Below are 23,063 nucleotides of genomic sequence, written 5' to 3' on the forward strand. Positions count from 1 at the left end.
CGGGCTCCTCGGGCGGCACTTACTAAGCGGTAACTTATGAAGTCAAGGCTTGAGGTTACCCATTCCCGACGCCGCAATGTAGCCGAGCGTGCGGTGATCTGTGTCGCTCAGGCGAGCCTTTGCCGCAAGGCCGCCCGCGGGGTCTGCGCAAGGATCGCCAGGTCCATCCCGAGCCAGTGGTTCTCCACATAATGCCGGTCGAGCAGGGCCATCTCCTCCCAGGGTAGGTCGGAACGCGCGCTGACCTGCCACAAGCCGGTCATTCCGGGGCGTACGAGGAGCCGGTCGGCCGGGTCCGTACGAGGCTCGGGGCGCGGCCCGACCAGGGACATCTCCCCGCGGAGCACGTTGAGCAGCTGGGGCAGCGCGTCGAGCCCGCACCGCTCCACGGCCGAGCCGAGGCGGCCGGCGCCGTCGGTGCGGAGCCGCCGGGTGCGGAAGGGCCGTCCGGCCAGGCCTGCTGCGGGCTCCCGTACGAAGGCCCGCCCGCCCTGGGTCACGTAGAGCAGTGCGGCGGCCAGCGCGAGCGGTGCGGCGCACAGGGCGAGCAGGATCGCGGCCCCGAGGAGGTCGAACACCCGCTTCGCCGACGGCCGGGCCGGCCAGTGCCAGTGCCCTGCCCGGGCGATGAGGGAGATTGCTGCCATCTCAGCACCGTGCCGTACGCCTGGAGGGGTTCCGGGGCGCCGCGCGGCGGTGGTGACCCGTTCGGCTGCGGCGCCGCTGCACGGGGCTCCGCCTCAAACGCCGGAGGGGCTGAAATTGCCCTCCGGGCAATCCAGCCCGCGCCGGACGGGCGGCATCAGCCAAATCCAGCCCCGCCGGCGTTTGAGGCGCGGGGTCTGGGGCGGAGCCCCAGGAGGCCGGGCCGCAGGGGCCCCTGGGTCGCAGTCGCCACGGGTTGCGCGTAAGGACGGCCTAAAGGTTGAGTCGATCCGACTCAGCTCTGTTGACGTTCGCGCCGCGATGCGTCATGGTTGAGTCTGTTGCACTCAAGTCAGCTGGAGGAATCGAAATGGCACGTGCGGTCGGCATCGACCTGGGCACCACTAACTCCGTCGTCAGCGTTCTGGAAGGCGGCGAGCCCACCGTCATCACCAACGCCGAGGGCGCCAGGACCACGCCGTCCGTCGTCGCCTTCGCCAAGAACGGCGAGGTCCTCGTCGGCGAGGTGGCCAAGCGCCAGGCGGTCACGAACGTGGACCGGACCATCCGCTCCGTCAAGCGCCACATGGGCACTGACTGGAAGATCAACCTGGATGGCAAGGACTTCAACCCGCAGCAGATGAGCGCCTTCATCCTGCAGAAGCTGAAGCGCGACGCCGAGGCGTACCTGGGCGAGAAGGTCACGGACGCGGTCATCACCGTCCCGGCCTACTTCAACGACTCCGAGCGTCAGGCGACGAAGGAGGCCGGCGAGATCGCGGGCCTGAACGTCCTGCGCATTGTCAACGAGCCGACGGCCGCCGCCCTGGCCTACGGCCTCGACAAGGACGACCAGACCATTCTCGTCTTCGACCTCGGTGGCGGCACCTTCGACGTGTCGCTCCTGGAGATCGGCGACGGTGTCGTCGAGGTCAAGGCCACCAACGGTGACAACCACCTCGGTGGTGACGACTGGGACCAGCGCGTCGTCGACTACCTCGTGAAGCAGTTCCAGAACGGCCACGGCGTCGACCTGTCCAAGGACAAGATGGCGATCCAGCGTCTGCGCGAGGCGGCCGAGAAGGCGAAGATCGAGCTGTCCTCCTCCACGGAGACCTCGATCAACCTGCCCTACATCACGGCCTCCGCCGAGGGCCCGCTGCACCTGGACGAGAAGCTCACGCGCTCGCAGTTCCAGCAGCTGACCGCGGACCTGCTCGACCGCTGCAAGACCCCGTTCCACAACGTCATCAAGGACGCGGGCATCAACCTGTCCGAGATCGACCACGTGGTCCTCGTCGGCGGCTCCACCCGCATGCCGGCCGTCGCCGAGCTCGTCAAGGAGCTCACCGGCGGTCAGGACGCCAACAAGGGCGTCAACCCGGACGAGGTCGTCGCCATCGGCGCCACCCTCCAGGCCGGTGTGCTCAAGGGTGAGGTCAAGGACGTCCTGCTCCTCGACGTGACCCCGCTGTCCCTGGGCATCGAGACCAAGGGCGGCATCATGACCAAGCTCATCGAGCGGAACACGACCATTCCGACCAAGCGGTCGGAGATCTTCACGACGGCCGAGGACAACCAGCCGTCCGTGCAGATCCAGGTCTACCAGGGCGAGCGCGAGATCGCGGCGTACAACAAGAAGCTCGGCATGTTCGAGCTGACCGGCCTGCCGCCGGCCCCGCGTGGCGTCCCGCAGATCGAGGTCTCCTTCGACATCGACGCGAACGGCATCATGCACGTCACTGCCAAGGACCTCGGCACTGGCAAGGAGCAGAAGATGACCGTCACCGGCGGCTCTTCGCTCGGCAAGGACGAGGTCGACCGCATGCGCCAGGAGGCGGAGCAGTACGCGGACGAGGACCTCCGTCGCAAGGAGGCGGCCGAGTCCCGCAACCAGGGCGAGGCGCTCGTCTACCAGACGGAGAAGTTCGTCAAGGACAACGAGGACAAGGTCCCGGCCGAGGTCAAGACCGAGGTCGAGGCCGCGATCTCGGAGCTCAAGGAGACCCTGAAGGGCGAGGACACCGCCGAGATCCGCACCGCGACGGAGAAGCTCGCCGCGGTCAGCCAGAAGCTGGGCCAGGCGATCTACGCCGACGCGCAGGCCGCCCAGGGTGCCGCGGGTGCCGCCGCCGGCGACGCCGCCTCGGACAAGGCCGACGACGACGTCGTCGACGCCGAGATCGTCGACGACGAGAAGCCGAAGGGCGGCGCTGCCTGATGTCGGAGGAGACCCCGGGCTTTGACGAGAAGCCCGAAGTCCCCGCCGACGGCACGCCCGAGGAGCCGAAGGCCGCCGAGTCCGCGAAGGATGAGGCGGCCCCGGCCGGGGACGACAGCGCAGCTCAGGCCCTTGGCCAGGAAACGGCCCTGCTGGCGCAGCTGGACCAGGCCCGTACGGCGCTCACCGAGCGCACCACGGACCTCCAGCGGCTCCAGGCGGAGTACCAGAACTACCGCCGCCGGGTGGACCGGGACCGGATCACCGTCAAGGAGATCGCGGTCGCGTCCCTCCTGACGGAGCTGCTCCCGACCCTGGACGACATCGGCCGGGCGCGGGAACATGGCGAGCTGGTCGGCGGCTTCAAGTCGGTGGCCGAATCACTGGAGACGGTCGCCGCCAAGATGGGCCTGCACCAGTTCGGCAAGGAGGGCGAGCCCTTCGACCCGACGATCCACGAGGCCCTGATGCACTCGTACGCGCCGGACGTCACCGAGACGACCTGCGTGGCGATCCTGCAGCCCGGGTACCGGATCGGCGAGCGTACGATCCGTCCCGCACGGGTCGCGGTGGCCGAGCCCCAGCCGGGCGCGGCCCCCAAGTCCGAGTCGTCGGAAGGCGACGCGTCGTCCGACAAGGACGCGGATGCAGCCGACAACGGCTGAGGTTGAACCAGTAGCGGCACGAGAGGAGGGACACCGGGGATGAGCACGAAGGACTTCGTCGAGAAGGACTACTACAAGGTCCTCGGTGTCCCGAAGGACGCCACCGAGGCCGAGATCAAGAAGGCGTACCGGAAACTCGCGCGCGAGTTCCACCCGGACGCCAACAAGGGTGACGCCTCGGCCGAGGAGCGCTTCAAGGAGATCTCCGAGGCGAACGACGTCCTCGGCGACGCCAAGAAGCGCAAGGAGTACGACGAGGCCCGCGCGCTGTTCGGGAACGGTGGCTTCCGCCCCGGCCCGGGCGCGGGCGGCGGCTCGTTCAACTTCGACCTGGGCGACCTCTTCGGCGGCACCCAGCCCGGTGGCGCCGGGGCCGGCGGTTTCGGCGGCGGCCTGGGCGACGTCTTCGGCGGCCTGTTCGGCGGCCGGGCCGGCACGGCGGGCGCGGGTACCCGTACCCAGCCGCGCCGCGGCCAGGACATCGAGTCGGAGGTCACCCTCTCCTTCACGGAGGCGGTGGACGGGGCCACGGTCCCGCTCCGGATGTCCTCCCAGGCGCCCTGCAAGGCCTGCGCGGGCACCGGCGACAAGAACGGCACGCCTCGCGTGTGCCCGACCTGCGTCGGCACCGGCCAGGTCTCGCGGGGCAGCGGCGGCGGCTTCTCGCTGACCGACCCCTGCGCGGACTGCAAGGGCCGCGGCCTGATCGCGGAGAACCCCTGCGAGGTCTGCAAGGGCAGCGGCCGGGCCCGTTCCTCCCGCACCATGCAGGTCCGGATCCCGGCGGGCGTCTCCGACGGCCAGCGGATCCGGCTGCGGGGCAAGGGCGCGCCGGGCGAGCGCGGCGGTCACGCCGGTGACCTCTACGTCGTCGTGCACGTCGACTCCCACCCGGTGTTCGGCCGCAAGGACGACAACCTGACGGTGACCGTCCCGGTGACCTTCGCCGAGGCGGCCCTGGGCGCCGACATCAAGGTCCCGACCTTGAACGGCCCCGCGGTGACGCTGAAGCTGCCGGCGGGCACCCCGGGCGGCCGCACCATGCGGGCCCGCGGCAAGGGGGCGGTCCGCAAGGACGGCACCCGCGGGGACCTGCTGGTCACGGTGGAGGTCGCGGTTCCCGCGGAGCTTTCGGACAAGGCGCGCGAGGCGCTGGAGATGTACCGCGAGGCGACGGAGTCCGAGGACCCGCGCTCCGCGTTGTTCGAGTCCGCGAAGGGAGCATGACCATGGACGGCCGCCGAGAGAAGTCCTCCCGCTTGGGCGGGGGCTACCAGCTCACCGACGAGACCCCGGTCTACGTGATCTCGGTGGCCGCCCAGCTCTCCGGTCTGCATCCGCAGACCCTTCGCCAGTACGACCGCCTCGGCCTGGTCTCCCCGGACCGTACGGCCGGGCGCGGTCGGCGCTACTCGGCCCGGGACATCGAACTGCTCCGCACGGTGCAGGCGCTGTCCCAGGACGAGGGCATCAATCTGGCGGGCATCAAGCGGATCATCGAGTTGGAGAACCAGGTCGCCGCGCTCCAGCAGCGCGTGGCCGAGCTCTCCGCGGCGGTGGACGGCGCGGCGGCCACGCTGCAGGCCCGCGAGGCCCAGGTACACGCTTCGTACCGGCGCGACCTGGTCCCGTACCAGCCCCCGCAGCCGGGCAGTGCCCTGGTGGTCTGGCGGCCGGCGCCGAAGCGGCCGCTGGACTGAGCGCGGCCCGCACGGCCCGCCCGGACGTGTGACATGTGAAGGGGCCCCGCCCGGATGATTCCGGGCGGGGCCCCTTTTCACGTTTCCTCCGGGTCGCCCGGCTTGGGTGGCTCCGCCGGGCGGTTCAGGATGCCGGACTGGGCGATGAGGAAGCCGAGTTGGGCGCGGCTGCCGCTGCCCAGGGCGGTGGCGAGCTTCGCGATGTGCGCGCGGCACGTGCGGACGTTCATCCCCAGGCGGCGCGCGATGGCCTCGTCCACGTGCCCCTCGACGAGCAGCTGGGCGATGGAGCGCTGCACGCCGGAGATGCCGTCCGGAGCGTGCGTGTAGGTCACTTCCTCGGTCAACGGCACGGCTCGGCGCCACAGTTGGTCGAAGACCTTGATGAGGTAGTCGACCAGGCCGGGGTGCCGCAGCTCCAGCGCCACCGTCCGGTCGTCGCTGGCGGGGATGAACGCCACCGTGCGGTCGAAGATCATGAGACGCTCGATGAGCTCCTCGAGCGTGCGGATCTCGACCTTGCCCGTGGAGATCCGGTCCACGTACGCGAGCGTGCCCTGGCTGTGTCGTACGGTGTGCTGGTAGAGCGTGCGGATGCGCACCCCCCGGTCGATCAGCGGGGCGGCCCGCTCCAGTGACTCGGTGAGGGTGAAGCTGGGCCGGGCGCCGCCCGGTTGGATGGTCAGCGCCTCGGTGTGGCACTCGGCGGTGGCGAGGTCGAGGGCCGCGTTGATCTGGTCGAAGCCCTCCAGCACGGTGATGGCGTGGGTGGTCGCCGGGCTCTGGGCGCTTATGGTGAGGAACGGCTCGAAAGCGTCGGCGAGATCTACGGCGCTGCGCCGCCGGTCCCGGATCTCGCGTTCGATCGGGTGGAGGCGCTGGGCGAGCGCGACGGACGGGGGAACCGCGCGGAGTTGGTTCGCGTCATCCGGGTCGGGCCGCAGCAGAGCGAATTCGAGCAGGCAGGGAGCGTTCTCCACCTCGCCGCGCGCCACGCGGCCGGTGCTCAGCGCCGCCGCGTACAGGCGCGCTCCCTCGGGGCACATGACCGTGACCGGGTGGGGATGTGTCGGGTTTGTGTCGCTCTTGGGCAAATCTCCACCCCCCAGGGTCCTGAACATGTAAGAACATGATGCATCGTCCCTGTGGCACTGACGTGCCTGAATGAGCCATCGTCAGTCACGCGGGGGAGAGGATTCCATCAAGTGAGGACGAAGCCGACCATGTATAAGAGAATGCTTCGCTCGGTGCTTGCCGTTGTTTTCTCCGCCGTTGCGGTCTCTGGGGCAGTCGTCGCCGTCAGCGTGGAAGCGGGAAGCGTTCAGGCCGACACCGGTGCCGGCGTGTCCGCCGAACCGGTGGGCAAGGACGATTTCGGGTGGAACGCGATACCCGCCGACTTCGGGTGGAACGCGGCGCCCGCCGACTTCGGGTGGAACGCGGCACCTGCCGACTTCGGGTGGAACGCGGTTCCCGCCGACTTCGGGTGGAACACGGCTCCTGCCGACTTCGGCTGGAACAGCAACCCTGCGCAGGCTGTCTGATGACCCCCGACGATCGCGGCTTCCGTCGCGAAATGGCATCCGCGTACCGCTCCGGATGGCAGTTCATCGATCTGGCCACGGCGATCCCCCATCCTGGCGACTCCCTTGTCGTCACCCTGTTCGGGCAGCCGATCGTCGTCGTGCGCGAGGAGGATGACGACGTCCGCGCCTACCGCTGTCTGCGCCGCCCCCGCGGTGCGCCGCAGCCCGTCCGCTGCGAGGTGCGCTACGGAATGGTCTTCGTCAACCTCGACCAGCGTGACCACCAGCTCTTCGAGCCCGATATCACCACCGCCACCCCCCGCAGTGCCTGAAGCGATTCCCCCGTCGTTGCAGATCGCTCAGGTGCTACCCCCACACAACGGCGCCATCGTGGACCTGACCACGATGGCGCCGTTGTGCTGTCCGCGTCCATGGGTCGACCGGACAAGTTTGGGAAACCCGCTCAGGCGCGGCCCATGGCCCGGTCCAAGGTGATCTCCAGGACCACCCGGTCGGGATTGGGTGAGGGCGTGCGCCCGTAGCGCTCCGCGTAGCGCGCCACCGCCTCGGCGACCGAGGCCTCGTCCGTCAGGACGACCGCGCGCCCCTCCAGGGTGGCCCAGCGCCGCCCTTCCATCTGGCAGACCGCGACCCGGGCCGAGCCCGGCCCGGTCGCCTGGGCCGCCAGGACGTTGCGGACCTTCTTGCTGTGCTTGTTGCTGATGACCCGGGCCACGCCGGCCTCCGGGTCGTACGTCACGCCCACCGGGACCACGTGCGGGGAGCCGTCGGGCCGTGGGGTGGTCAGCGTGCAGACGTGCCGCTCCCGCCAGAAGGCGAGGTACTCGGGCGTCGGGTTGAGTACGTCATGGGACATGGCCCGAAGGGTACGGGCCCGGCGGCCCCGAATCGTCCTTGAGTGGAATAGACTCAACTTTGCATACGCTGAGCTTGTCATGGTTACCCCTTGGGGAGAGGAGAAGACGCAGTGGACGCCGAGCTGACGAACAAGAGCCGGGACGCCCTGAACGCGGCGACCAGCAGGGCCGTCAAGGACGGTCACGCCGACCTGACTCCCGCGCACCTGCTGCTGGCGCTGCTCGCCGGCGAGGACAACGAGAACGTCATCGACCTGCTGGTCGCCACCGACGCCGACCAGGCCGCCGTGCGCGGCGGCGCCGAGCGGCTGCTCGCCGCCCTGCCCAGCGTCACCGGCTCCACCGTCGCGCCCCCGCAGCCCACCCGCGACCTGCTCGCCGTACTCGCCGAAGCCGACGCCCGGGCGGGCAAGCTCGGCGACGAGTACCTCTCCACCGAACACCTGCTCATCGGCATCGCCGCCAAGGGCGGCGCGGCCGGTGAGGTCCTGACCAACCAGGGCGCGAGCGCGAAGAAGCTGCTCGCCGCCTTCGAGAACGCACGAGGAGGACGGCGGGTGACCAGCCCCGACCCCGAGGGTCAGTACAAGGCCCTGGAGAAGTTCGGCACCGATTTCACGGCGGCCGCGCGCGAGGGCAAGCTCGACCCGGTGATCGGCCGGGACCACGAGATCCGCCGCGTCGTCCAGGTGCTCTCGCGTCGCACCAAGAACAACCCGGTGCTCATCGGCGAGCCCGGCGTCGGCAAGACGGCCGTCGTCGAGGGCCTGGCCCAGCGCATCGTCAAGGGCGACGTCCCCGAGTCCCTGAAGAACAAGCGCCTGGTCTCCCTGGACCTCGGCGCGATGGTCGCCGGCGCCAAGTACCGCGGCGAGTTCGAGGAGCGGCTCAAGACCGTCCTCGCCGAGATCAAGTCGAGCGACGGCCAGATCATCACCTTCATCGACGAGCTGCACACCGTCGTCGGCGCGGGCGCCGGCGGCGATTCCGCCATGGACGCGGGCAACATGCTCAAGCCCATGCTGGCCCGCGGCGAACTGCGCATGGTCGGCGCGACCACCCTCGACGAGTACCGCGAGCGCATCGAGAAGGACGCGGCGCTGGAGCGGCGCTTCCAGCAGGTGCTGGTCGCCGAGCCGTCCGTCGAGGACACCATCGCGATCCTGCGCGGGCTCAAGGGCCGCTACGAGGCCCACCACAAGGTCCAGATCAACGACAGCGCCCTCGTCGCCGCCGCGACCCTCTCCGACCGGTACATCACCTCCCGCTTCCTCCCCGACAAGGCCATCGACCTCGTCGACGAGGCCATGTCCCGGCTGCGCATGGAGATCGACTCCTCGCCCCTGGAGATCGACGAGCTCCAGCGCTCGGTCGACCGCCTGCGCATGGAGGAGCTGGCGCTGAAGAACGAGTCCGACCCGGCCTCGCTGGAGCGGCTCGACAAGATCCGCAAGGACCTCGCCGACAAGGAGGAGGACCTGCGCGGCCTGACCGCCCGCTGGGAGAAGGAGAAGCAGTCCCTGAACCGGGTCGGCGAGCTCAAGGAGCGCCTGGACGACCTGCGCGGGCAGGCCGAGCGCGCGCAGCGCGACGGCGACTTCGACTCCGCCTCCAAGCTGCTCTACGGGGAGATCCCCGCCCTGGAGCGCGAGCTGGCCGAGGCCACCGAGGAGGAGGCGGAGGCCTCCAAGGCGGGCGGCGCCAAAGACAGCATGGTCCGGGACGAGGTCGGCCCCGACGACATCGCGGACGTGGTCGGCGCCTGGACCGGCATTCCGGCCGGTCGGCTGCTCCAGGGGGAGACCGAGAAGCTGCTCCGCATGGAGGACGAGCTGGGCCGCCGCCTGATCGGCCAGGGCGAGGCCGTCCGGGCCGTCTCGGACGCCGTACGCCGCACCCGCGCCGGAATCGCCGACCCGGACCGGCCGACCGGCTCGTTCCTCTTCCTCGGCCCCACGGGCGTCGGCAAGACGGAGCTGGCCAAGGCCCTCGCCGACTTCCTCTTCGACGACGAGCGGGCCATGATCCGCATCGACATGTCGGAGTACTCCGAGAAGCACAGCGTGGCCCGCCTCGTCGGCGCCCCGCCCGGGTACGTCGGCTACGAGGAGGGCGGCCAGCTCACCGAGGCGGTGCGCAGGCGCCCGTACTCCGTCGTCCTGCTGGACGAGGTGGAGAAGGCCCACCCCGAGGTCTTCGACATCCTGCTCCAGGTCCTCGACGACGGCCGCCTCACGGACGGCCAGGGCCGCACGGTGGACTTCCGCAACACCATCCTGATCCTCACCTCGAACCTGGGCAGCCAGTTCCTGATGGACCCGGCGACCTCGGCGGAGGACAAGAAGGCCAGGGTCCTGGACGTGGTCCGCGCCTCCTTCAAGCCGGAGTTCCTCAACCGCCTCGACGACCTGGTGGTCTTCTCCGCCCTGAACAGGGACGAGCTGGCCCACATCGCCGAGCTCCAGATCGGCCGCCTGGCCAAGCGCCTGGCCGACCGGCGCCTGACCCTGGACATCACGCCCGAGGCCCTGGCCTGGCTCGCGGACAAGGGCAACGACCCGGCGTACGGCGCCCGGCCCCTGCGCCGCCTGATCCAGACGGCGATCGGCGACCGGCTGGCGAAGGAGATCCTGGCCGGCGAGGTCCGCGACGGTGACACCGTACGGGTGGACGTGGCGGGCGAGGATCTGCTGGTCGGCAAGGCGCTCTGACCGGGCTGCGGGCGGACCGGGTGTCCGCCCGCAGCGGATCGCCCGTCCGGGGCTGGACACGGAGTGGGCGGGATGGGGGAGGATGAAGGTATCCGCACGAAGGGAAGTACACGGTGAGCATCGACCCGGCCTCGATTCCGAACTTCGGAGGGCAGCAGCCCGATCCGCAGGCCACAGGACCGGCGGGCCCCGTCGTCCCCGACCAGGATCTGGTCAAGCAGCTGCTGGAGCAGATGGAGCTCAAGTACGTCGTCGACGACGAGGGTGACCTCGCGGCGCCGTGGGAGGAGTTCCGCACGTACTTCATGTTCCGCGGCGAGGACGAGCAGCAGGTCTTCTCGGTGCGGACCTTCTACGACCGTCCGCACAAGATCGACGAGAAGCCCCAGCTCCTCGAGTCGATCGACGACTGGAACCGCCGCACCCTGTGGCCGAAGGTCTACAGCCACACCCACGACGACGGCTCGGTCCGCCTGATCGGTGAGGCGCAGATGCTGATCGGCACCGGCGTCAACCTGGAGCACTTCGTGTCCTCCACGGTCAGCTGGGTCCGCGCCTCCATCGAATTCGACAAGTGGCTCGTCGAGCAGCTCGGCCTGGAGAAGGACGTCGACTCCGCCGACGGCGACGACGAGGGCAACGGCGAGACCAACTAGCCGTCACGCCGTTCCGCCGTTACAGCGGCACCTTGGCCACGAGCAGCAGGTACAGCCCGTAGCCGTAGCTGAGCCCGGCCAGCACCCCGGTCACCACGATCGCGGTGCGCGGCCGGGCTCTCGCCATGACGGCGGCCATCGGCAGGAGCAGCGGGAACGCCGGCAGCAGGAAGCGCGGCTTCGACTCGAAGTAGCCGGCCCCGCCGAAGGCGATCAGCAGCAGTATCCCGGTGTACGCGAGCAGCGGCAGCGGGGTCCGGTCCAGTACGAGCAGCATGGCGAGCAGCCCGGCGGCGGCCAGCAGCGCCACGGTCACGGTGGTGGCGAGCGGCACGTGCCCGCCGGTCAGCACCTGCTCCGCCGAGCGCAGCGCCCCGACGCCGAAGTCGAACTTCGACCCCCAGTGCCGCTGCACGGCGAAGTAGCCGCCGAGGGGGTTGCCCATGTGCACCCCGACGGCCAGGACGTACGCGGCCCAGCCCGCCGGCGCCAGCAGCCCGGCCGCCCACACCTCGGGCGCGCGGGACTTCCGTACGACGATCGCGTGCAGCGCCATCACCGACACGGCGGCCGCGACGGCCAGCCCGGTGGGCCGGGTCAGTCCGGCGAGCACGGCGAGCGAGGCGGCCCACATCCAGCGGCCGCGCAGCAGGGCGTACAGGGCCCAGGCGGCGAGCGCGGCCAGCACGGGCTCGGTGTAGGCCAGGGAGAGCACCACGGAGTGCGGGAGCGCCGCCCAGAGCCCCACGAGCAGCAGCCCGGCGCGCGGCCCGATGACCCGCTCCCCGACCTTGTACACGCCGACGGCGGCCACGGCGGCCGAGACCCAGGCGATGAGGATCCCCGCGGGGACGAGCCCGCCGGGCAGCACGGATCCGACGAGCCGTATCAGCGTCGGGTAGAGCGGGAAGAAGGCGAAGTCGCTCTGGATGGACCCGGTGCCGGTGAGCGGGTGGGGCCACATCTGGGTGCGCCCGTAGCCGTTGGCGGCGATCTTCAGGTACCAGACGGAGTCCCAGGAGACCCCGAGCACCCGCAGCGGATCCTTCCCGGCCCACCAGGACCCGATGGCGAGCACGAGCACCCCCGCGCCGCGTACGGCGGCGAACACCGTGAGCGCGATCACGGTCGTCGGCGCGGCCGAACGTACGGCTCGGAGCGCGCGGATCTCCAGGGGCGACGAGGTCACCGTCGCTCTGCCCGTTGCCATGTTTCCCGACTTTCCGCTCGTGGTGGGTCCGCTCACGGCGTCGTGAGGTCTTCGGGCACGTTCGCACGGTCAGCTTCACATCGGCCTCAGCCACCTCGCAAGCACGCGCGGGCGGACCCCGGGGCCGGCAGGACTCCCGCTAGAGCCCGCGCAGCCGGGACACGGCCTCCTGGAGGACGTCGGTCCGCTTGCAGAAGGCCCAGCGGACCTGGGTGGCTCCGGCGGAGGTGTCGTCGTAGAAGACCTGGTTGGGGATGGCGACGACCCCACAGCGCTCGGGCAGGGCGCGGCAGAAGGCGAGGCCGTCCTTCTCGCCGAGCGGGGTGATGTCGGTGGTGATGAAGTACGTGCCCTGGGGGCGGAAGACCTCGAAGCCGGCCGCGGCGAGGCCGTCGGAGAGGAGGTCGCGCTTGGCGGCCAGGTCGGCGCGGAAGGTGTCGTAGTACGTGTCGGGGAGGGCGAGGGCCTCGGCGATCGCGTACTGGAAGGGGCCCGAGGAGACGTACGTGAGGAACTGCTTCGCCGAGCGGACCGCCGTGATCAGGGCCGGGGGAGCGGTGACCCAGCCGACCTTCCAGCCGGTGAAGGAGAAGGTCTTCCCGGCCGAGGAGATGGTGACCGTGCGCTCGCGCATGCCCGGCAGGCCGGCCAGCGGGATGTGGGCGCCCTCGAAGACCAGGTGCTCGTACACCTCGTCCGTGACGACGAGGAGGTCGCGCTCCACGGCGAGGGCGGCGATGGCCGTTAGCTCGTCCCGGGTGAGGACGGTGCCCGTCGGGTTGTGCGGGGTGTTGAGCAGCAGCAGGCGGGTGCGGGGGGTGACGGCGGCGCGCAGCTCGTCGAGGTCGAGGGCGAAGGCCCCGGCGTGCGGGCGCAGGGTGACGGGGACGCGTACCGCGCCGGCCATCGCGATGCAGGCCGCGTACGAGTCGTAGTACGGCTCCAGCGCGATGACCTCGTCACCCGGTTCCAGGAGGGCCAGGAGGGCGGCGGCGATGGCCTCCGTGGCGCCCGCCGTGACCAGCACCTCGGTGTCGGGGTCGTAGGTCAGGCCGTAGAAGCGCTGCTGGTGGGCGGCGACCGCGGTGCGCAGTTCGGGGACTCCGGGGCCGGGCGGGTACTGGTTGCCGAGACCCGTGAGGACCGCCCGGGAGGCCGCCTCCGCGATCGCCGCCGGGCCGTCGGTGTCGGGGAAGCCCTGGCCCAGGTTGATCGAACCGGTGCGGGCGGCCAGTGCCGACATCTCCGCGAAGATCGTCGTGCCGAAGGCCGCGAGGCGGCGGTTCAGGAAGGGGCGGTCGCTGCGGTCGTCGCTGCTCACGGGTGCGCTCATGGGCGCCATCCTGAGGGCAACCTCTGGACTTGCTCAAGTGTGCTTTGGGCCGCGTGGCCTGCGGGCATCCCCACTGCACGCGGGACGAGGGGATCCCGCTCCCCGGGAAGACCGGGGTGTGAGAGAGGGGGCGGACATGACGTTCGTCTTCATCATGATCGGGATGCTCGTTCTCGTCTTCCTCGGGGCCGTGGCGGTCAAGTCGTTCCGGCAGGGGTACTCCGGACCGCGTTCGAAGAACAGGAAGAGCAGCTGGTGGGCAGGGGGCAACGGCTCCGGCGGGTCGTCCTCCTGCGGGGGCGGAGGATCCTCCTGCGGCTCGTCGTCCTCGTGCGGCGGCGGCGGGGGGTGCGGCGGCGGTTCCAGCTGACACGGGGCAGCGGGCACCGCGTGGAAGAGGGCGCCCGGCGGGTCGATTCCCGCCGGGCGCGCTCTCGTTTTCGGGTGCATCGTTGAACACGTGAACTGTGGAGCCCCCGGGGGGATGTAAACCCCGTCAAGTTGGGTAAAAACGCTGTGAGTGCCGTGCCTTTCATGATTCCCTCGGTTGAGTAGACCAGTCCTCGGACCTCCCTGGACTTCCTGTGGACCCGTGCCGGGTTCCCCCCACCCGTTGACTACCGCTGGCGGGCCCCGGCCCATCTCCCTCGCGCGTTTGCGGAGCCGACTCATGCTCACGACCCTCCAGACCTCCTACACCGACACGCGTGCCGCCGATCTCGCCTGGGCCCTGGGTCGGGAGCGGCTGCCCGCCCTGGCCGTACTGAACCTCGAACTGGCGAACGCCAAGGTGGAGTTGCGCCTGCTCGGGGCCTCCCATCAGGTGCTCCTGGAGGAGGGCGAGGTGCTCTGCTCGGAGACGGTCGCCTGCATGCCGGGCAGCAGTACGCCGCTGCCGCTCGGGGTGGCCAAGCGGGTGGGCGACTGGGAGTACGAGTTCGCCGCGCGGGTCGAGACCCTCTCCCGGGGGTCCTTCGCGGGGCGGGCGCAGGAACTGCTCGCACTGGTGGCGGACCATCCGAACGGGCTCGCGGGGACCTTCCCGGGCAGCCCGCACGCCTTCACCGCCATGCTCGCGCAGCGCCACGAGGGGCAGGTGCGGTGGCGCACCTGGCACGCGTACCCGCAGGAGGGCCAACTGGTCGCCACCCGGACGCGGGTCGGGATGCGGATGGGCGCCGCGGCGGCCGTTGCGGCGGAGTCGCCCGCGCTGCTATAGCGCTCGCCGGCGGAGCCGTGGCGGGGTGGTGGAGCGGTGGTGGCGGCGTCGCGGCCGGCGTCGTGGCACGGTGGTGGTCCCGGTCGTGGCGCCGTCGTTGCGTCGCTGGGGAAAGGGGTGCGCGGGCGCGCGGGAGCGCCGGGGCGCCGGATCGGCCGTCCGGGGCGCGGGCGTTGCGCGGTGGTTACGCCAACTGGCTGGATCAGTACGCCACTTGCACCCATGTGGGTGACCGGGTGCGAGTGGGTGGTGACGTACGGTTCGCTTCATGATCGACCGTTCCGTCCCGCGCCGGGTGCTCCCGGCTCCGGAGCCGAGGGGTGCGACGGCCGTCCCGGCCGCCCTGCCCGTCCGGCCCCGGACCGGCCGACTCCTGGTCCTGGCCACCGTGTTCGTCTGTGCCGCCTGCGGGCTCGTGTACGAACTGGAGCTGCTCGCCCTCGGCTCCTACCTCATCGGCGACTCCGTCACCCAGGCGTCGGTCGTGCTGTCCGTCATGGTCTTCGCCATGGGCGTCGGCTCCCTGCTCGCCAAACGGCTCCGGCGTCGGCCCGCCTTCGGTTTCGGCGCCATCGAGGCGGCGCTCGCGCTCCTCGGCGGGCTCTCGGCCATGGCCCTGTACGCCAGCTTCGCCTGGCTTGGGGAGTCCCGGCCGGCGCTCGTCGCCTTCTCCTTCGCGATCGGGGTGCTCATCGGCGCGGAGATCCCGCTGCTGATGGTCCTCATCCAGCGCATCCGCCGACAGGACGCGGGCGGGGCCGTGGCCGACCTGTTCGCCGCCGACTACGTGGGCGCCCTCGTCGGCGGGCTCGCCTTCCCCTTCCTTCTGCTCCCGCTGCTGGGGCAGCTCACCGGTGCCATGCTCACCGGTACCGTCAACGCGGCCGTCGGCGGCGCCCTGGTGCTGTGGCTGTTCCGCCGCGACCTGAGCAGGCGCTGCCGCTGGCTGCTGATCGCGGCGAACGTCACCGTCGTCGCGGTGCTCGGCTCCGCGACCGTCCTCGCCGACGACTTCGAGCGGGCCGCCCGGCGCGCCGTCTACGGGGCGGAGGTCCGGGTCGCCGTGCAGACCGGGGTGCAGGAGCTGGTGCTCACCGGCCCCGCAACGGGCTCGCCGCGCTCCCTCGACCTCTACCTCGACGGGCGGCTGCGGGTCAGCGGCTACGACGAGTACCGCTACCACGAGGCCCTCGTGCACCCCGCGATGACCGGCCCGCACGGCCGGGTCCTGGTGCTCGGCGGCGGCGACGGGCTCGCCGCCCGCGAGGTGCTGCGCTACCCGGACGTCGACTCCGTCACCGTCGTCGAGCTCGACCCGGGGGTGGTCCGCCTCGCCCGCACCGACCCCATGCTGTCCGCGCTCAACGCGGGGGTCTACGAGGACCCGCGCCTCGGCGTCGTCACCCAGGACGCCTTTCGCTGGCTGCGGGGGCCGGCCGCCGGCGACCGCTTCGACGTCATCGTGTCCGACCTCCCCGACCCCGGCATCACCCCCAGCACGAAGCTGTACTCGCAGGAGTTCTACGGGCTGGCCGCGCGGGCCCTGCGCCCCGGCGGCCGGATCGCCGTGCACGCCGGACCGATGGCCACCCGCCCGCACGCGTACTGGACCGTCGAGTCCACGCTCCGCGCGGCGGGGCTGCGGACCGCCCCGTACAGCGCGGGCGGCCGCCTCTCGGGCTTCGCCGCCGGTCCCGACCGCACCCCGCTCGGCGTGACCGGCACACCGCCGCAGGACTGGGGGTTCGTCCTCGCCGCCCGCGAGCAGGTGCCCGCCCTGAGCGTGGACCGCGACACGCCGGGGCTGCGTTCGCTGTCCACCGGGTCCCTGCGGGACTCCGCGCGCGACGCGGAGCGGACCAGGATGCCGGGACTTCCGCCGTCGACCCTGCCGCATCCGCGGTATTAGTGACCCGAGCGGGTCTCGTCGGTAGGCTCGACCGCATGGAGCATCAGGTGTTCGTTCCGGTACCTGCAGACGATCTCCGCGCCGTGCTGCGCGACCCGGCCCGGGTGGCCCGGTGCGTACCGGGGCTCCAGCAGGACGCCGACACCGAGTCCGGGCCGCTCTCCGGCCGCCTCAAGATCCGGGTCGACGGGCACACCGTGACCTACCGGGGGGCGCTGGACCTCACCGAGCGGGACCCCGACCACTTCGCCGTGGACGGCGAGGGGACCGAAGTCCGGGGCAGCGGGACGGTGAAACTCTCCCTCGACGTGCGGCTGACCCCGCAGGCGGACGGGACCCGGCTGGACTTCACCGCCGAGGCCACCGCGGACGGCCGCGCCGCCGCCTTCACCCCGCAGTCCGCCGCCACCGCGGTCCGCCGCCTCCTGGACCGGGCCGCCGCGCAGCTGGCCGCCGCGGTGTCGGCTGCGCCGGGCCCGGAGGACACGGAGGGCACGGAGCCGGGGTCCGAGCTGCCCCTCGGCGAAGCCACCGCGGACCAGGATGCCGGGGTGACCGACCCCGTGGCCGAGGCGGAGGAGGCCGAGGCGGCCGAGGCGGCCGACCCGGCCGGGTTCGTCGAGGACGCCTCCACCGGGGTGACCGCGTCCCTCTTCGAGACCGAGGTGCCCCCGCCCTCCCTGGACCCCTTCCTCGCAGGAGAGTTCACCGGGGAGTTCGAGGAGCTCGACGGGGCCCCGCGCCCCCCGGCCGAGGCCGCCCACGCGCGCCGCACGATGATCGGCCGCAGCGCCGAGGAGGTGGACCACGCACCCCCGCGCGGCCGGTACGCCCCGGTCCCCGCCCCGGCCGCCACCACCGCCGGGGCCGGCCTGCGCTGGATCGCCCCGGCCGCCGCGCTCGCCCTGGCCTCCGCCGTCGTCCTCGGGCGGGCGCTGCGCCGCCGCCGTTAGGCCGGCTCCATCGGGCCGGTGTGGTGCGCGGGCCCGGCCGGGTCCGGGCGCGCGCCGGGGCGTCTCCTCGGGCGTCGAACGGTGCCAGGGGTCGGTGGGCCGAGGGGGCCCAGTTCGACGCCCTGCGGGGACGCCCCGACACACACCCGGCCCCGTCCGGACCGGCGGGGTCACTCCGGCACATGCCTGGCTCTGTCCGGGCCTGCGGCGGCGCCCCGACGCACACCCGGCCCCGTCCGGACCGGCGGGTACCGGCCTGATCCAGGGCCTAGTCTCGGTCGTATGACTACGCAACTGACGGCCGGCGCCGCCGAGGTGACCATCGACCAGGAGAACGGCTGCCGGATCAGCAGCCTGCGCATCGACGGGACCGAGCTGCTGCGCCAGGGCCCGAGGTACGGGGCCTTCCCGATGGTCCCGTGGTGCGGCCGGATCGAGAACGGCCGGTTCCGCGACGGCGCGACCGTCCACCAGATGCCGGTCAACCACCCGCCGCACGCCCTCCACGGGTTCGGCCGCGACGCGCCCTGGCGCCCGGCCCGGCCCACCGCCACCGAGGCGGCGTTCACCTACGACCTCGTCGACCCCTGGCCCTACCCGGGCAAGGTCACGCAGGTCTTCGAGCTCGCCGAGGATTCGCTGACCCTCACCATGGGCGTCGAGACCTACGGGGACTCCTTCCCGGCCCAGGCCGGCTGGCACCCCTGGTTCCGGCGCGAGCTCACGCCCGGCGGCGGGGAGGCGCAGATCGCCTTCGAAGCCGCCTGGCAGGAGCAGCGGGGCGCCGACCACCTCCCCAACGGCCACCGCATCGAGCCCCAGCCCGGCCCCTGGGACGACTGCTTCGGCATGCCCGACGGGGTCGACGTCACCCTCACCTGGCCCGGAGCGCTGGAGCTGCGGCTCACGAGCCGGGCCGAATGGGTGGTCGTCTACGACGAGGAGGCGGAGGCCGTCTGCGTGGAGCCGCAGTCCGGCCCGCCGAACGGCCTGAACACGCTGCCGCGCCTGGTCACGCCGGTGGATCCACTGGAGATCTCCACGACGTGGGCCTGGCGGCGGCTCTCCTAGCGCGCAATTAAGCTCGTACGCATGACTGACGTACGCGATGCGCTTCTGCAGCAGATCAAGGACAAGGCCGTCGTGCACGGCAAGGTGATCCTCTCCTCCGGCCTTGAGGCCGACTACTACATCGACCTCCGCCGGGTCACCCTCGACGGCGAGGCCGCCCCGCTGGTCGGTCAGGTCATGCTCGACCTGACCGCCGAGCTCGACTTCGACTGCGTCGGCGGTCTGACCCTGGGCGCCGACCCGGTCGCGACCTCGATGCTGCACGCCTCCGCCGCGCGCGGTCAGCGCCTGGACGCCTTCGTGGTCCGCAAGGCGCAGAAGGCCCACGGCATGCAGCGCCGCATCGAGGGCACCGACGTCAAGGGCAAGCGCTGCCTGGTCGTCGAGGACACCTCGACCACGGGCGGCTCCCCGCTGACGGCCGTCGAGGCCGTCCGCGAGGCCGGCGGCGAGGTCGTCGCGGTCGCCACGATCGTCGACCGCGGCGCGGCCGACGCCATCGCCGAAGCGGGCCTGCCGTACCTCACCGGCTACCAGCTCGGAGACCTCGGCCTCTCCTAGGCAGCGCGCCGGAGCCGGCTCCCGGGACTACTGGTGACCAAGGTCCCGGGAAGTCCTGCGTCGGGTCCTGACCTGGCCTTTTCCGGGCGGCCGGGATGTTTCACGTGAAACACCCCGGCCCGCTGTGTCCGCACCGTGCTGCAGGTGGGGTGGACGGCCGCGCCGAGTCTGGAAAGATAGGCGCGACGATGACGTCGCCCCCAGGTCAGGGCCCGCAAGAAGCACACTCCCCGCACATCCAAGGAGCCGGCAGATGCCCATCGCAACCCCCGAGGTCTACAACGAGATGCTCGACCGGGCGAAGGCAGGCAAGTTCGCCTACCCGGCCATCAACGTGACCTCCTCCCAGACCCTGCACGCTGCGCTGCGCGGCTTCGCGGAGGCCGAGAGCGACGGCATCATCCAGATCTCCACCGGTGGTGCGGAGTTCCTGGGTGGCCAGCACAACAAGGACATGGTCACCGGCGCGGTGGCCCTGGCCGAGTTCGCCCACATCGTGGCCGCCAAGTACGACATCACCGTCGCGCTGCACACGGACCACTGCCCCAAGGACAAGCTGGACGGCTACGTCCGCCCGCTGCTCGACATCTCCGCCGAGCGCGTCGCCAAGGGTCTGAACCCGCTCTTCCAGTCGCACATGTGGGACGGCTCCGCCGAGACCCTGGCCGACAACCTGGCCATCGGCCAGGAGCTGCTCGCCAAGGCCGCCGCCGCGAAGATCATCCTTGAGGTCGAGATCACCCCGACCGGTGGCGAGGAGGACGGCGTCAGCCACGAGATCAACGACGAGCTGTACACCACCGTCGAGGACGCGATCCGTACCGCCGAGGCCCTGGGCCTGGGCGAGAAGGGCCGCTACCTGCTGGCCGCCTCCTTCGGCAACGTGCACGGCGTCTACAAGCCGGGCAACGTCGTCCTGCGCCCCGAGCTCCTCAAGGACCTCCAGGCCGGCGTCGCCGAGAAGTACGGCAAGGTCTCGCCGTTCGACTTCGTCTTCCACGGCGGCTCGGGCTCCACGGCCGAGGAGATCGCCACCGCGCTGGAGAACGGCGTCGTGAAGATGAACCTGGACACCGACACCCAGTACGCCTTCACCCGTCCGGTGGTGGACCACATGTTCCGCAACTACGACGCGGTCCTGAAGGTCGACGGCGAGGTCGGTACGAAGTCCAAGTACGACCCCCGCACCTGGGGCAAGGCAGCCGAGGCGGGCATGGCCACGCGCGTCACCGAAGCGTGCGCGAACCTGCGCTCCACCGGTACCAAGCTGAAGTAGCAGTCGCGCGGCGCAAGCGTGCCGAAGGGCCCGGCCCCCGTCTCACGACGGGGGTCGGGCCTTTCGTTCGTCTTCCCCGGGGCGGTCGAGGCAGCGGAAAAGCCGTTGGACGGAGGCTCCGTGGTGCTGTGGACTGTACGCATATATCCGTACCCGGAGGTATGTTCGCGATGAGGGCTGATCGACCGCAGGTGAAGCAGGACCGCGCGGTGCGCACGCGCCGGACGATCCTGGAGGCCGCCGCCATGGTGTTCGAGGACCGGGGGTACGACAACGCCAAGCTGTCGGACATCGTCCGGCTGGCCGAGGTCACCAAGGGCGCCCTCTACTTCCACTTCGCTTCGAAGGAAGACCTCGCGCAGGCGGTGATCGACGCCCAGGTGAGCACCCATGAGCCCTTCACCCCTCAGGAGTTCAGGGCGCAGGAGTTCGTCGACATCGGCATGATCTTCTCGCACCGCCTCCGGCACGACGTCCTGATGCGCGGCAGCGCGCGGCTCACCCTGGAGCAGAGCGGCCGGGGACTGGACCGGGTGGCGCCCTATCAGGGGTGGATCGATCTGCACGCCGCCCTGATGGTGGAGGCCAAGGAGTGCGGTGAGTTGCTCCCGCACGTGGATCCGGCGCAGCCCGCGCGGCTGGTGGTCGGGTCCTTCGCGGGGCTCAACGTGATGTCGCAGACGCTCGGGCTCGACCTGGACCGCGAGGTGTCGGCGCTCTACACGAGCGTGATGCCGAGCCTGGTGTTCCCGGCCGTGGCGGCCCGGCTCGACACCGCGCCGGGCCGCGGCGCCCGGGCCCTGCACGGCCCGAACGGGAAGAGGGCGTGCGACTGTTCGGCGGGCCGGGCTGACGGGTGGGCCCCCGAGCGGGTGGCCGAGCGGGTCGCACCGCAGGCCGTCGAGTCGCAGGTCGGGGCGCCCGCGGAGAGCTTCGCCGCCGGCTGATCCCCGTACGTCTCCCTCGACTTGATCTCCGCTCGCGGGGCGGTGGAGGCCGGAAACATAACCCTCGATATTCTTTTTCCGAGTCGAGCCCGTGCCGACGGGCTCTGCGGGCTCCGCCTCGCCCTGGGAGAAGACTGTGGACATTGACGTACTCGGAGGACTCGACGTCCTTGAGAACGGCGTGCCGATCGCGCCGGCGACACCGTCCGAGCGACAGGTCCTGGCAGTGCTGGCCGTCCACGCCGACCAGGTGGTGCCGGTCGCCGTGCTCGCGGGGGAACTCGAGGCGTGCGCACCGCCGGAGCAGGTCCACGCGGTGCTGGAGGGCTGTTTACAACAGCTCCGTGAACGGCTCGCCGCGGCCGTCGCCCCCGGCGGCCGCCGCACCGCGCGGACCGTGCTCGCGCGGGCGCCCGGGGGCTACCTCCTCGACACCGGCGGCGGCCGCCATGACCTGCGGGAGTTCGAGCGCGAGGCGGCCGCGGGCCGGCGCGCGATGGCGCGCGGGGAGTACGCGAACGCGGCCGGCCTGCTGCGCGGAGCGCTCCGCCTCTGGAAGGGCCCGGTGCTGGACGGAGTGACGCCCGGCCCCCGGCTCGCCGAGCGGGTCGCGGAGCTGGAGGCTCTCCGGAAGGAGGCCGTCGAGCAGTGGGTGGACGCCGGGTTGGCGCTCGACGGGCAGCGCGAGCAGGGCTTCCCGGACTCCGACGGGCCGCCTGATGACGGCCTGCCCGACGGCTCACTGTCCGACGACGCGCTGCTTGACGACGAACTGCCCGAGGACGAACTGCCCGAGGGCGGGCTGACCCAGGCGCCGACCCCGCCCGGATTCCGGTCGCTGCCCCGGCAGTTCACCCCGATCGGCTCGGGAGACACCGGCCGGTACCGGATGCGTATCGTCCGTATCGCGCCCGCCCCCACGGCGACGCCCGCCGCGCCCGACCGCCGGGGCGCCGGATCCGCCAACCGCCAGGTGCGGCGCACGCCCACGCGCTGACCCCGCCCGGAGCCGGCGCGCCGCCCGCGGCCCCGGCCTGGGGTGGGGCGCCCACCACGCGGGCGGGGGGCCCGGCAGACTGGGGGCATGTCCATTCACCAGAACCTGCTCGGGGGCCCCGCCCCCACCCACCTCCCCGACGAGCCGGGCCGCGAGGCCATCGCCGCCGGGACCCCCGCCGTCGAGGTGGCCGCCGCGCACCCCACCTCCTCCCTCGCCTGGGCCGTCCTCGCCGACGAGGCCTTCGCGGCCGGCGGCACCGTCGAGTCGTACGCGTACGCCCGTACGGGCTACCACCGCGGCCTCGACGCCCTGCGCCGCGCCGGCTGGAAGGGCCACGGCCCGGTGCCGTGGGAGCACGAGCCGAACCGCGGCTTCCTGCGCGCCCTGCACGCCCTGGCCCGCGCGGCCGAGGCGATCGGCGAGAAGGAGGAGTACGAGCGCTGCTCGACCTTCCTGCGGGACTCCTCCCCGACGGCGGCGGACACCCTGAACGCCTGAGTCCGGGCATCGGGGGCGGGCGGTGTGGCACAGGTCCGTTGTGACGTGCGCCACAGCCCGCTGGAGCCCCGGCTCGACCGCGTC

At 71.7% G+C, this 23,063-nt stretch carries 22 protein-coding genes; 17 read left to right on the forward strand and 5 right to left on the reverse strand.

Annotated features, from left to right (window positions below):
• Window positions 1–107: 107 nt before the first annotated feature.
• Window positions 108–647 (reverse strand): sugar transferase, encoded by a 540-nt coding sequence (locus OG625_RS20470; protein WP_329382974.1) that lies wholly within the window; start codon window positions 645–647, stop codon window positions 108–110.
• Window positions 648–1,015: 368 nt separating this feature from the next.
• Here OG625_RS20470 and dnaK point away from each other — a divergent pair, with 368 nt between their 5' ends.
• Genes dnaK through OG625_RS20490 form a run of 4 tightly spaced genes read left to right on the forward strand, consistent with a single transcriptional unit; the run spans window position 1,016 to window position 5,231 of the window.
• Complete coding sequence (gene dnaK / locus OG625_RS20475) at window positions 1,016–2,866, forward strand: molecular chaperone DnaK (protein ID WP_329382977.1); 1,851 nt, start codon at window positions 1,016–1,018, stop codon at window positions 2,864–2,866.
• Entirely contained in the window at window positions 2,866–3,531 is a 666-nt protein-coding gene (gene grpE / locus OG625_RS20480) for a nucleotide exchange factor GrpE (RefSeq protein WP_329382980.1), read from the forward strand. Before dnaK ends, grpE begins: the two co-directional genes overlap by 1 nt.
• 39 nt (window positions 3,532–3,570) lie before the next feature.
• Window positions 3,571–4,758, forward strand: coding sequence for a molecular chaperone DnaJ (dnaJ, locus tag OG625_RS20485; RefSeq protein ID WP_329382982.1), 1,188 nt, complete (start codon window positions 3,571–3,573; stop codon window positions 4,756–4,758).
• A 2-nt stretch (window positions 4,759–4,760) separates the two neighbouring features.
• Window positions 4,761–5,231, forward strand: coding sequence for a heat shock protein transcriptional repressor HspR (locus OG625_RS20490; RefSeq protein WP_329382985.1), 471 nt, complete (start codon window positions 4,761–4,763; stop codon window positions 5,229–5,231).
• 77 nt (window positions 5,232–5,308) lie between these two features.
• Here the strand turns inward: OG625_RS20490 and OG625_RS20495 are convergent, their stop codons facing one another.
• Entirely contained in the window at window positions 5,309–6,352 is a 1,044-nt protein-coding gene (locus OG625_RS20495) for a helix-turn-helix transcriptional regulator (protein ID WP_329382988.1), read from the reverse strand.
• An 84-nt stretch (window positions 6,353–6,436) separates the two neighbouring features.
• Between OG625_RS20495 and OG625_RS20500 the strand changes: the two genes are divergently transcribed.
• Both OG625_RS20500 and OG625_RS20505 read left to right on the forward strand, forming a co-directional pair.
• Entirely contained in the window at window positions 6,437–6,775 is a 339-nt protein-coding gene (locus OG625_RS20500; protein ID WP_329382990.1) for a hypothetical protein, read from the forward strand.
• Window positions 6,775–7,089, forward strand: coding sequence for a (2Fe-2S)-binding protein (locus tag OG625_RS20505; protein ID WP_329382992.1), 315 nt, complete (start codon window positions 6,775–6,777; stop codon window positions 7,087–7,089). The genes OG625_RS20500 and OG625_RS20505 overlap by 1 nt, the downstream gene beginning before the upstream one ends.
• Before the next feature lie 131 nt (window positions 7,090–7,220).
• On the opposite strand, the gene OG625_RS20510 is transcribed toward OG625_RS20505, so the two are convergent.
• Window positions 7,221–7,634, reverse strand: a complete 414-nt coding sequence (locus tag OG625_RS20510) for a pyridoxamine 5'-phosphate oxidase family protein (protein WP_329382995.1) — start codon at window positions 7,632–7,634, stop codon at window positions 7,221–7,223.
• 111 nt (window positions 7,635–7,745) lie between these two features.
• Here OG625_RS20510 and clpB point away from each other — a divergent pair, with 111 nt between their 5' ends.
• Together clpB and OG625_RS20520 are read left to right on the forward strand one after the other, a co-directional pair.
• The gene (clpB, locus tag OG625_RS20515) at window positions 7,746–10,346 is read left to right on the forward strand and encodes an ATP-dependent chaperone ClpB (RefSeq protein ID WP_329382998.1); all 2,601 of its coding nucleotides are present in this window, start codon (window positions 7,746–7,748) and stop codon (window positions 10,344–10,346) included.
• Between the two features lie 113 nt (window positions 10,347–10,459).
• Window positions 10,460–11,002 carry a YbjN domain-containing protein gene (locus OG625_RS20520; protein ID WP_329383001.1) on the forward strand — a complete coding sequence of 181 codons (543 nt, stop codon included), beginning with the start codon at window positions 10,460–10,462 and terminating at the stop codon, window positions 11,000–11,002.
• A 19-nt stretch (window positions 11,003–11,021) separates the two neighbouring features.
• Here the strand turns inward: OG625_RS20520 and OG625_RS20525 are convergent, their stop codons facing one another.
• Both OG625_RS20525 and OG625_RS20530 read right to left on the reverse strand, forming a co-directional pair.
• Window positions 11,022–12,212 carry a hypothetical protein gene (locus OG625_RS20525; RefSeq protein ID WP_329383004.1) on the reverse strand — a complete coding sequence of 397 codons (1,191 nt, stop codon included), beginning with the start codon at window positions 12,210–12,212 and terminating at the stop codon, window positions 11,022–11,024.
• Between the two features lie 139 nt (window positions 12,213–12,351).
• Window positions 12,352–13,554: a pyridoxal phosphate-dependent aminotransferase gene (locus OG625_RS20530; RefSeq protein WP_329383007.1), complete on the reverse strand. Its 1,203-nt coding sequence runs from the start codon at window positions 13,552–13,554 to the stop codon at window positions 12,352–12,354.
• Between the two features lie 661 nt (window positions 13,555–14,215).
• Between OG625_RS20530 and OG625_RS20535 the strand changes: the two genes are divergently transcribed.
• From OG625_RS20535 to OG625_RS20575, 9 genes are all read left to right on the forward strand, one after another.
• Window positions 14,216–14,764: a DUF2617 family protein gene (locus OG625_RS20535; protein ID WP_329383010.1), complete on the forward strand. Its 549-nt coding sequence runs from the start codon at window positions 14,216–14,218 to the stop codon at window positions 14,762–14,764.
• A 268-nt stretch (window positions 14,765–15,032) separates the two neighbouring features.
• Window positions 15,033–16,673: a polyamine aminopropyltransferase gene (locus tag OG625_RS20540; RefSeq protein WP_329383012.1), complete on the forward strand. Its 1,641-nt coding sequence runs from the start codon at window positions 15,033–15,035 to the stop codon at window positions 16,671–16,673.
• Between the two features lie 35 nt (window positions 16,674–16,708).
• Window positions 16,709–17,626 carry an SRPBCC family protein gene (locus tag OG625_RS20545; protein WP_329383017.1) on the forward strand — a complete coding sequence of 306 codons (918 nt, stop codon included), beginning with the start codon at window positions 16,709–16,711 and terminating at the stop codon, window positions 17,624–17,626.
• A 282-nt stretch (window positions 17,627–17,908) separates the two neighbouring features.
• On the forward strand, window positions 17,909–18,697 hold the full coding sequence (locus tag OG625_RS20550) for an aldose epimerase family protein (protein WP_329383021.1): 789 nt from the start codon (window positions 17,909–17,911) through the stop codon (window positions 18,695–18,697).
• A gap of 21 nt (window positions 18,698–18,718) precedes the next feature.
• Window positions 18,719–19,258: an orotate phosphoribosyltransferase gene (pyrE, locus tag OG625_RS20555; protein WP_329383024.1), complete on the forward strand. Its 540-nt coding sequence runs from the start codon at window positions 18,719–18,721 to the stop codon at window positions 19,256–19,258.
• Window positions 19,259–19,511: 253 nt separating this feature from the next.
• Window positions 19,512–20,534 (forward strand): class II fructose-bisphosphate aldolase, encoded by a 1,023-nt coding sequence (gene fbaA, locus OG625_RS20560; protein ID WP_329383026.1) that lies wholly within the window; start codon window positions 19,512–19,514, stop codon window positions 20,532–20,534.
• A 170-nt stretch (window positions 20,535–20,704) separates the two neighbouring features.
• On the forward strand, window positions 20,705–21,481 hold the full coding sequence (locus OG625_RS20565) for a ScbR family autoregulator-binding transcription factor (protein WP_329383029.1): 777 nt from the start codon (window positions 20,705–20,707) through the stop codon (window positions 21,479–21,481).
• Window positions 21,482–21,617: 136 nt separating this feature from the next.
• Complete coding sequence (locus tag OG625_RS20570; RefSeq protein WP_329383033.1) at window positions 21,618–22,478, forward strand: AfsR/SARP family transcriptional regulator; 861 nt, start codon at window positions 21,618–21,620, stop codon at window positions 22,476–22,478.
• Window positions 22,479–22,565: 87 nt separating this feature from the next.
• Window positions 22,566–22,979 carry a DUF3151 domain-containing protein gene (locus tag OG625_RS20575; protein ID WP_329383035.1) on the forward strand — a complete coding sequence of 138 codons (414 nt, stop codon included), beginning with the start codon at window positions 22,566–22,568 and terminating at the stop codon, window positions 22,977–22,979.
• Window positions 22,980–23,063 lie beyond the last annotated feature (84 nt).

Origin of the sequence: Streptomyces sp. NBC_01351, from assembly GCF_036237315.1 — a bacterium.
In the GTDB taxonomy this organism is placed as follows: domain Bacteria; phylum Actinomycetota; class Actinomycetes; order Streptomycetales; family Streptomycetaceae; genus Streptomyces.

Bases quoted from the DNA above. Each gene is read 5' to 3' on its own strand.
- OG625_RS20470 (WP_329382974.1), bottom strand. From the start codon at position 647: ATGGCAGCAATCTCCCTCATCGCCCGGGCAGGGCACTGGCACTGGCCG.
- dnaK (WP_329382977.1), top strand. From the start codon at position 1,016: ATGGCACGTGCGGTCGGCATCGACCTGGGCACCACTAACTCCGTCGTC.
- grpE (WP_329382980.1), top strand. From the start codon at position 2,866: ATGTCGGAGGAGACCCCGGGCTTTGACGAGAAGCCCGAAGTCCCCGCC.
- dnaJ (WP_329382982.1), top strand. From the start codon at position 3,571: ATGAGCACGAAGGACTTCGTCGAGAAGGACTACTACAAGGTCCTCGGT.
- OG625_RS20490 (WP_329382985.1), top strand. From the start codon at position 4,761: ATGGACGGCCGCCGAGAGAAGTCCTCCCGCTTGGGCGGGGGCTACCAG.
- OG625_RS20495 (WP_329382988.1), bottom strand. From the start codon at position 6,352: ATGTTCAGGACCCTGGGGGGTGGAGATTTGCCCAAGAGCGACACAAAC.
- OG625_RS20505 (WP_329382992.1), top strand. From the start codon at position 6,775: ATGACCCCCGACGATCGCGGCTTCCGTCGCGAAATGGCATCCGCGTAC.
- OG625_RS20510 (WP_329382995.1), bottom strand. From the start codon at position 7,634: ATGTCCCATGACGTACTCAACCCGACGCCCGAGTACCTCGCCTTCTGG.
- OG625_RS20525 (WP_329383004.1), bottom strand. From the start codon at position 12,212: ATGGCAACGGGCAGAGCGACGGTGACCTCGTCGCCCCTGGAGATCCGC.
- OG625_RS20530 (WP_329383007.1), bottom strand. From the start codon at position 13,554: ATGGCGCCCATGAGCGCACCCGTGAGCAGCGACGACCGCAGCGACCGC.
- OG625_RS20535 (WP_329383010.1), top strand. From the start codon at position 14,216: ATGCTCACGACCCTCCAGACCTCCTACACCGACACGCGTGCCGCCGAT.
- OG625_RS20540 (WP_329383012.1), top strand. From the start codon at position 15,033: ATGATCGACCGTTCCGTCCCGCGCCGGGTGCTCCCGGCTCCGGAGCCG.
- OG625_RS20545 (WP_329383017.1), top strand. From the start codon at position 16,709: ATGGAGCATCAGGTGTTCGTTCCGGTACCTGCAGACGATCTCCGCGCC.
- OG625_RS20550 (WP_329383021.1), top strand. From the start codon at position 17,909: ATGACTACGCAACTGACGGCCGGCGCCGCCGAGGTGACCATCGACCAG.
- pyrE (WP_329383024.1), top strand. From the start codon at position 18,719: ATGACTGACGTACGCGATGCGCTTCTGCAGCAGATCAAGGACAAGGCC.
- fbaA (WP_329383026.1), top strand. From the start codon at position 19,512: ATGCCCATCGCAACCCCCGAGGTCTACAACGAGATGCTCGACCGGGCG.
- OG625_RS20565 (WP_329383029.1), top strand. From the start codon at position 20,705: ATGAGGGCTGATCGACCGCAGGTGAAGCAGGACCGCGCGGTGCGCACG.
- OG625_RS20575 (WP_329383035.1), top strand. From the start codon at position 22,566: ATGTCCATTCACCAGAACCTGCTCGGGGGCCCCGCCCCCACCCACCTC.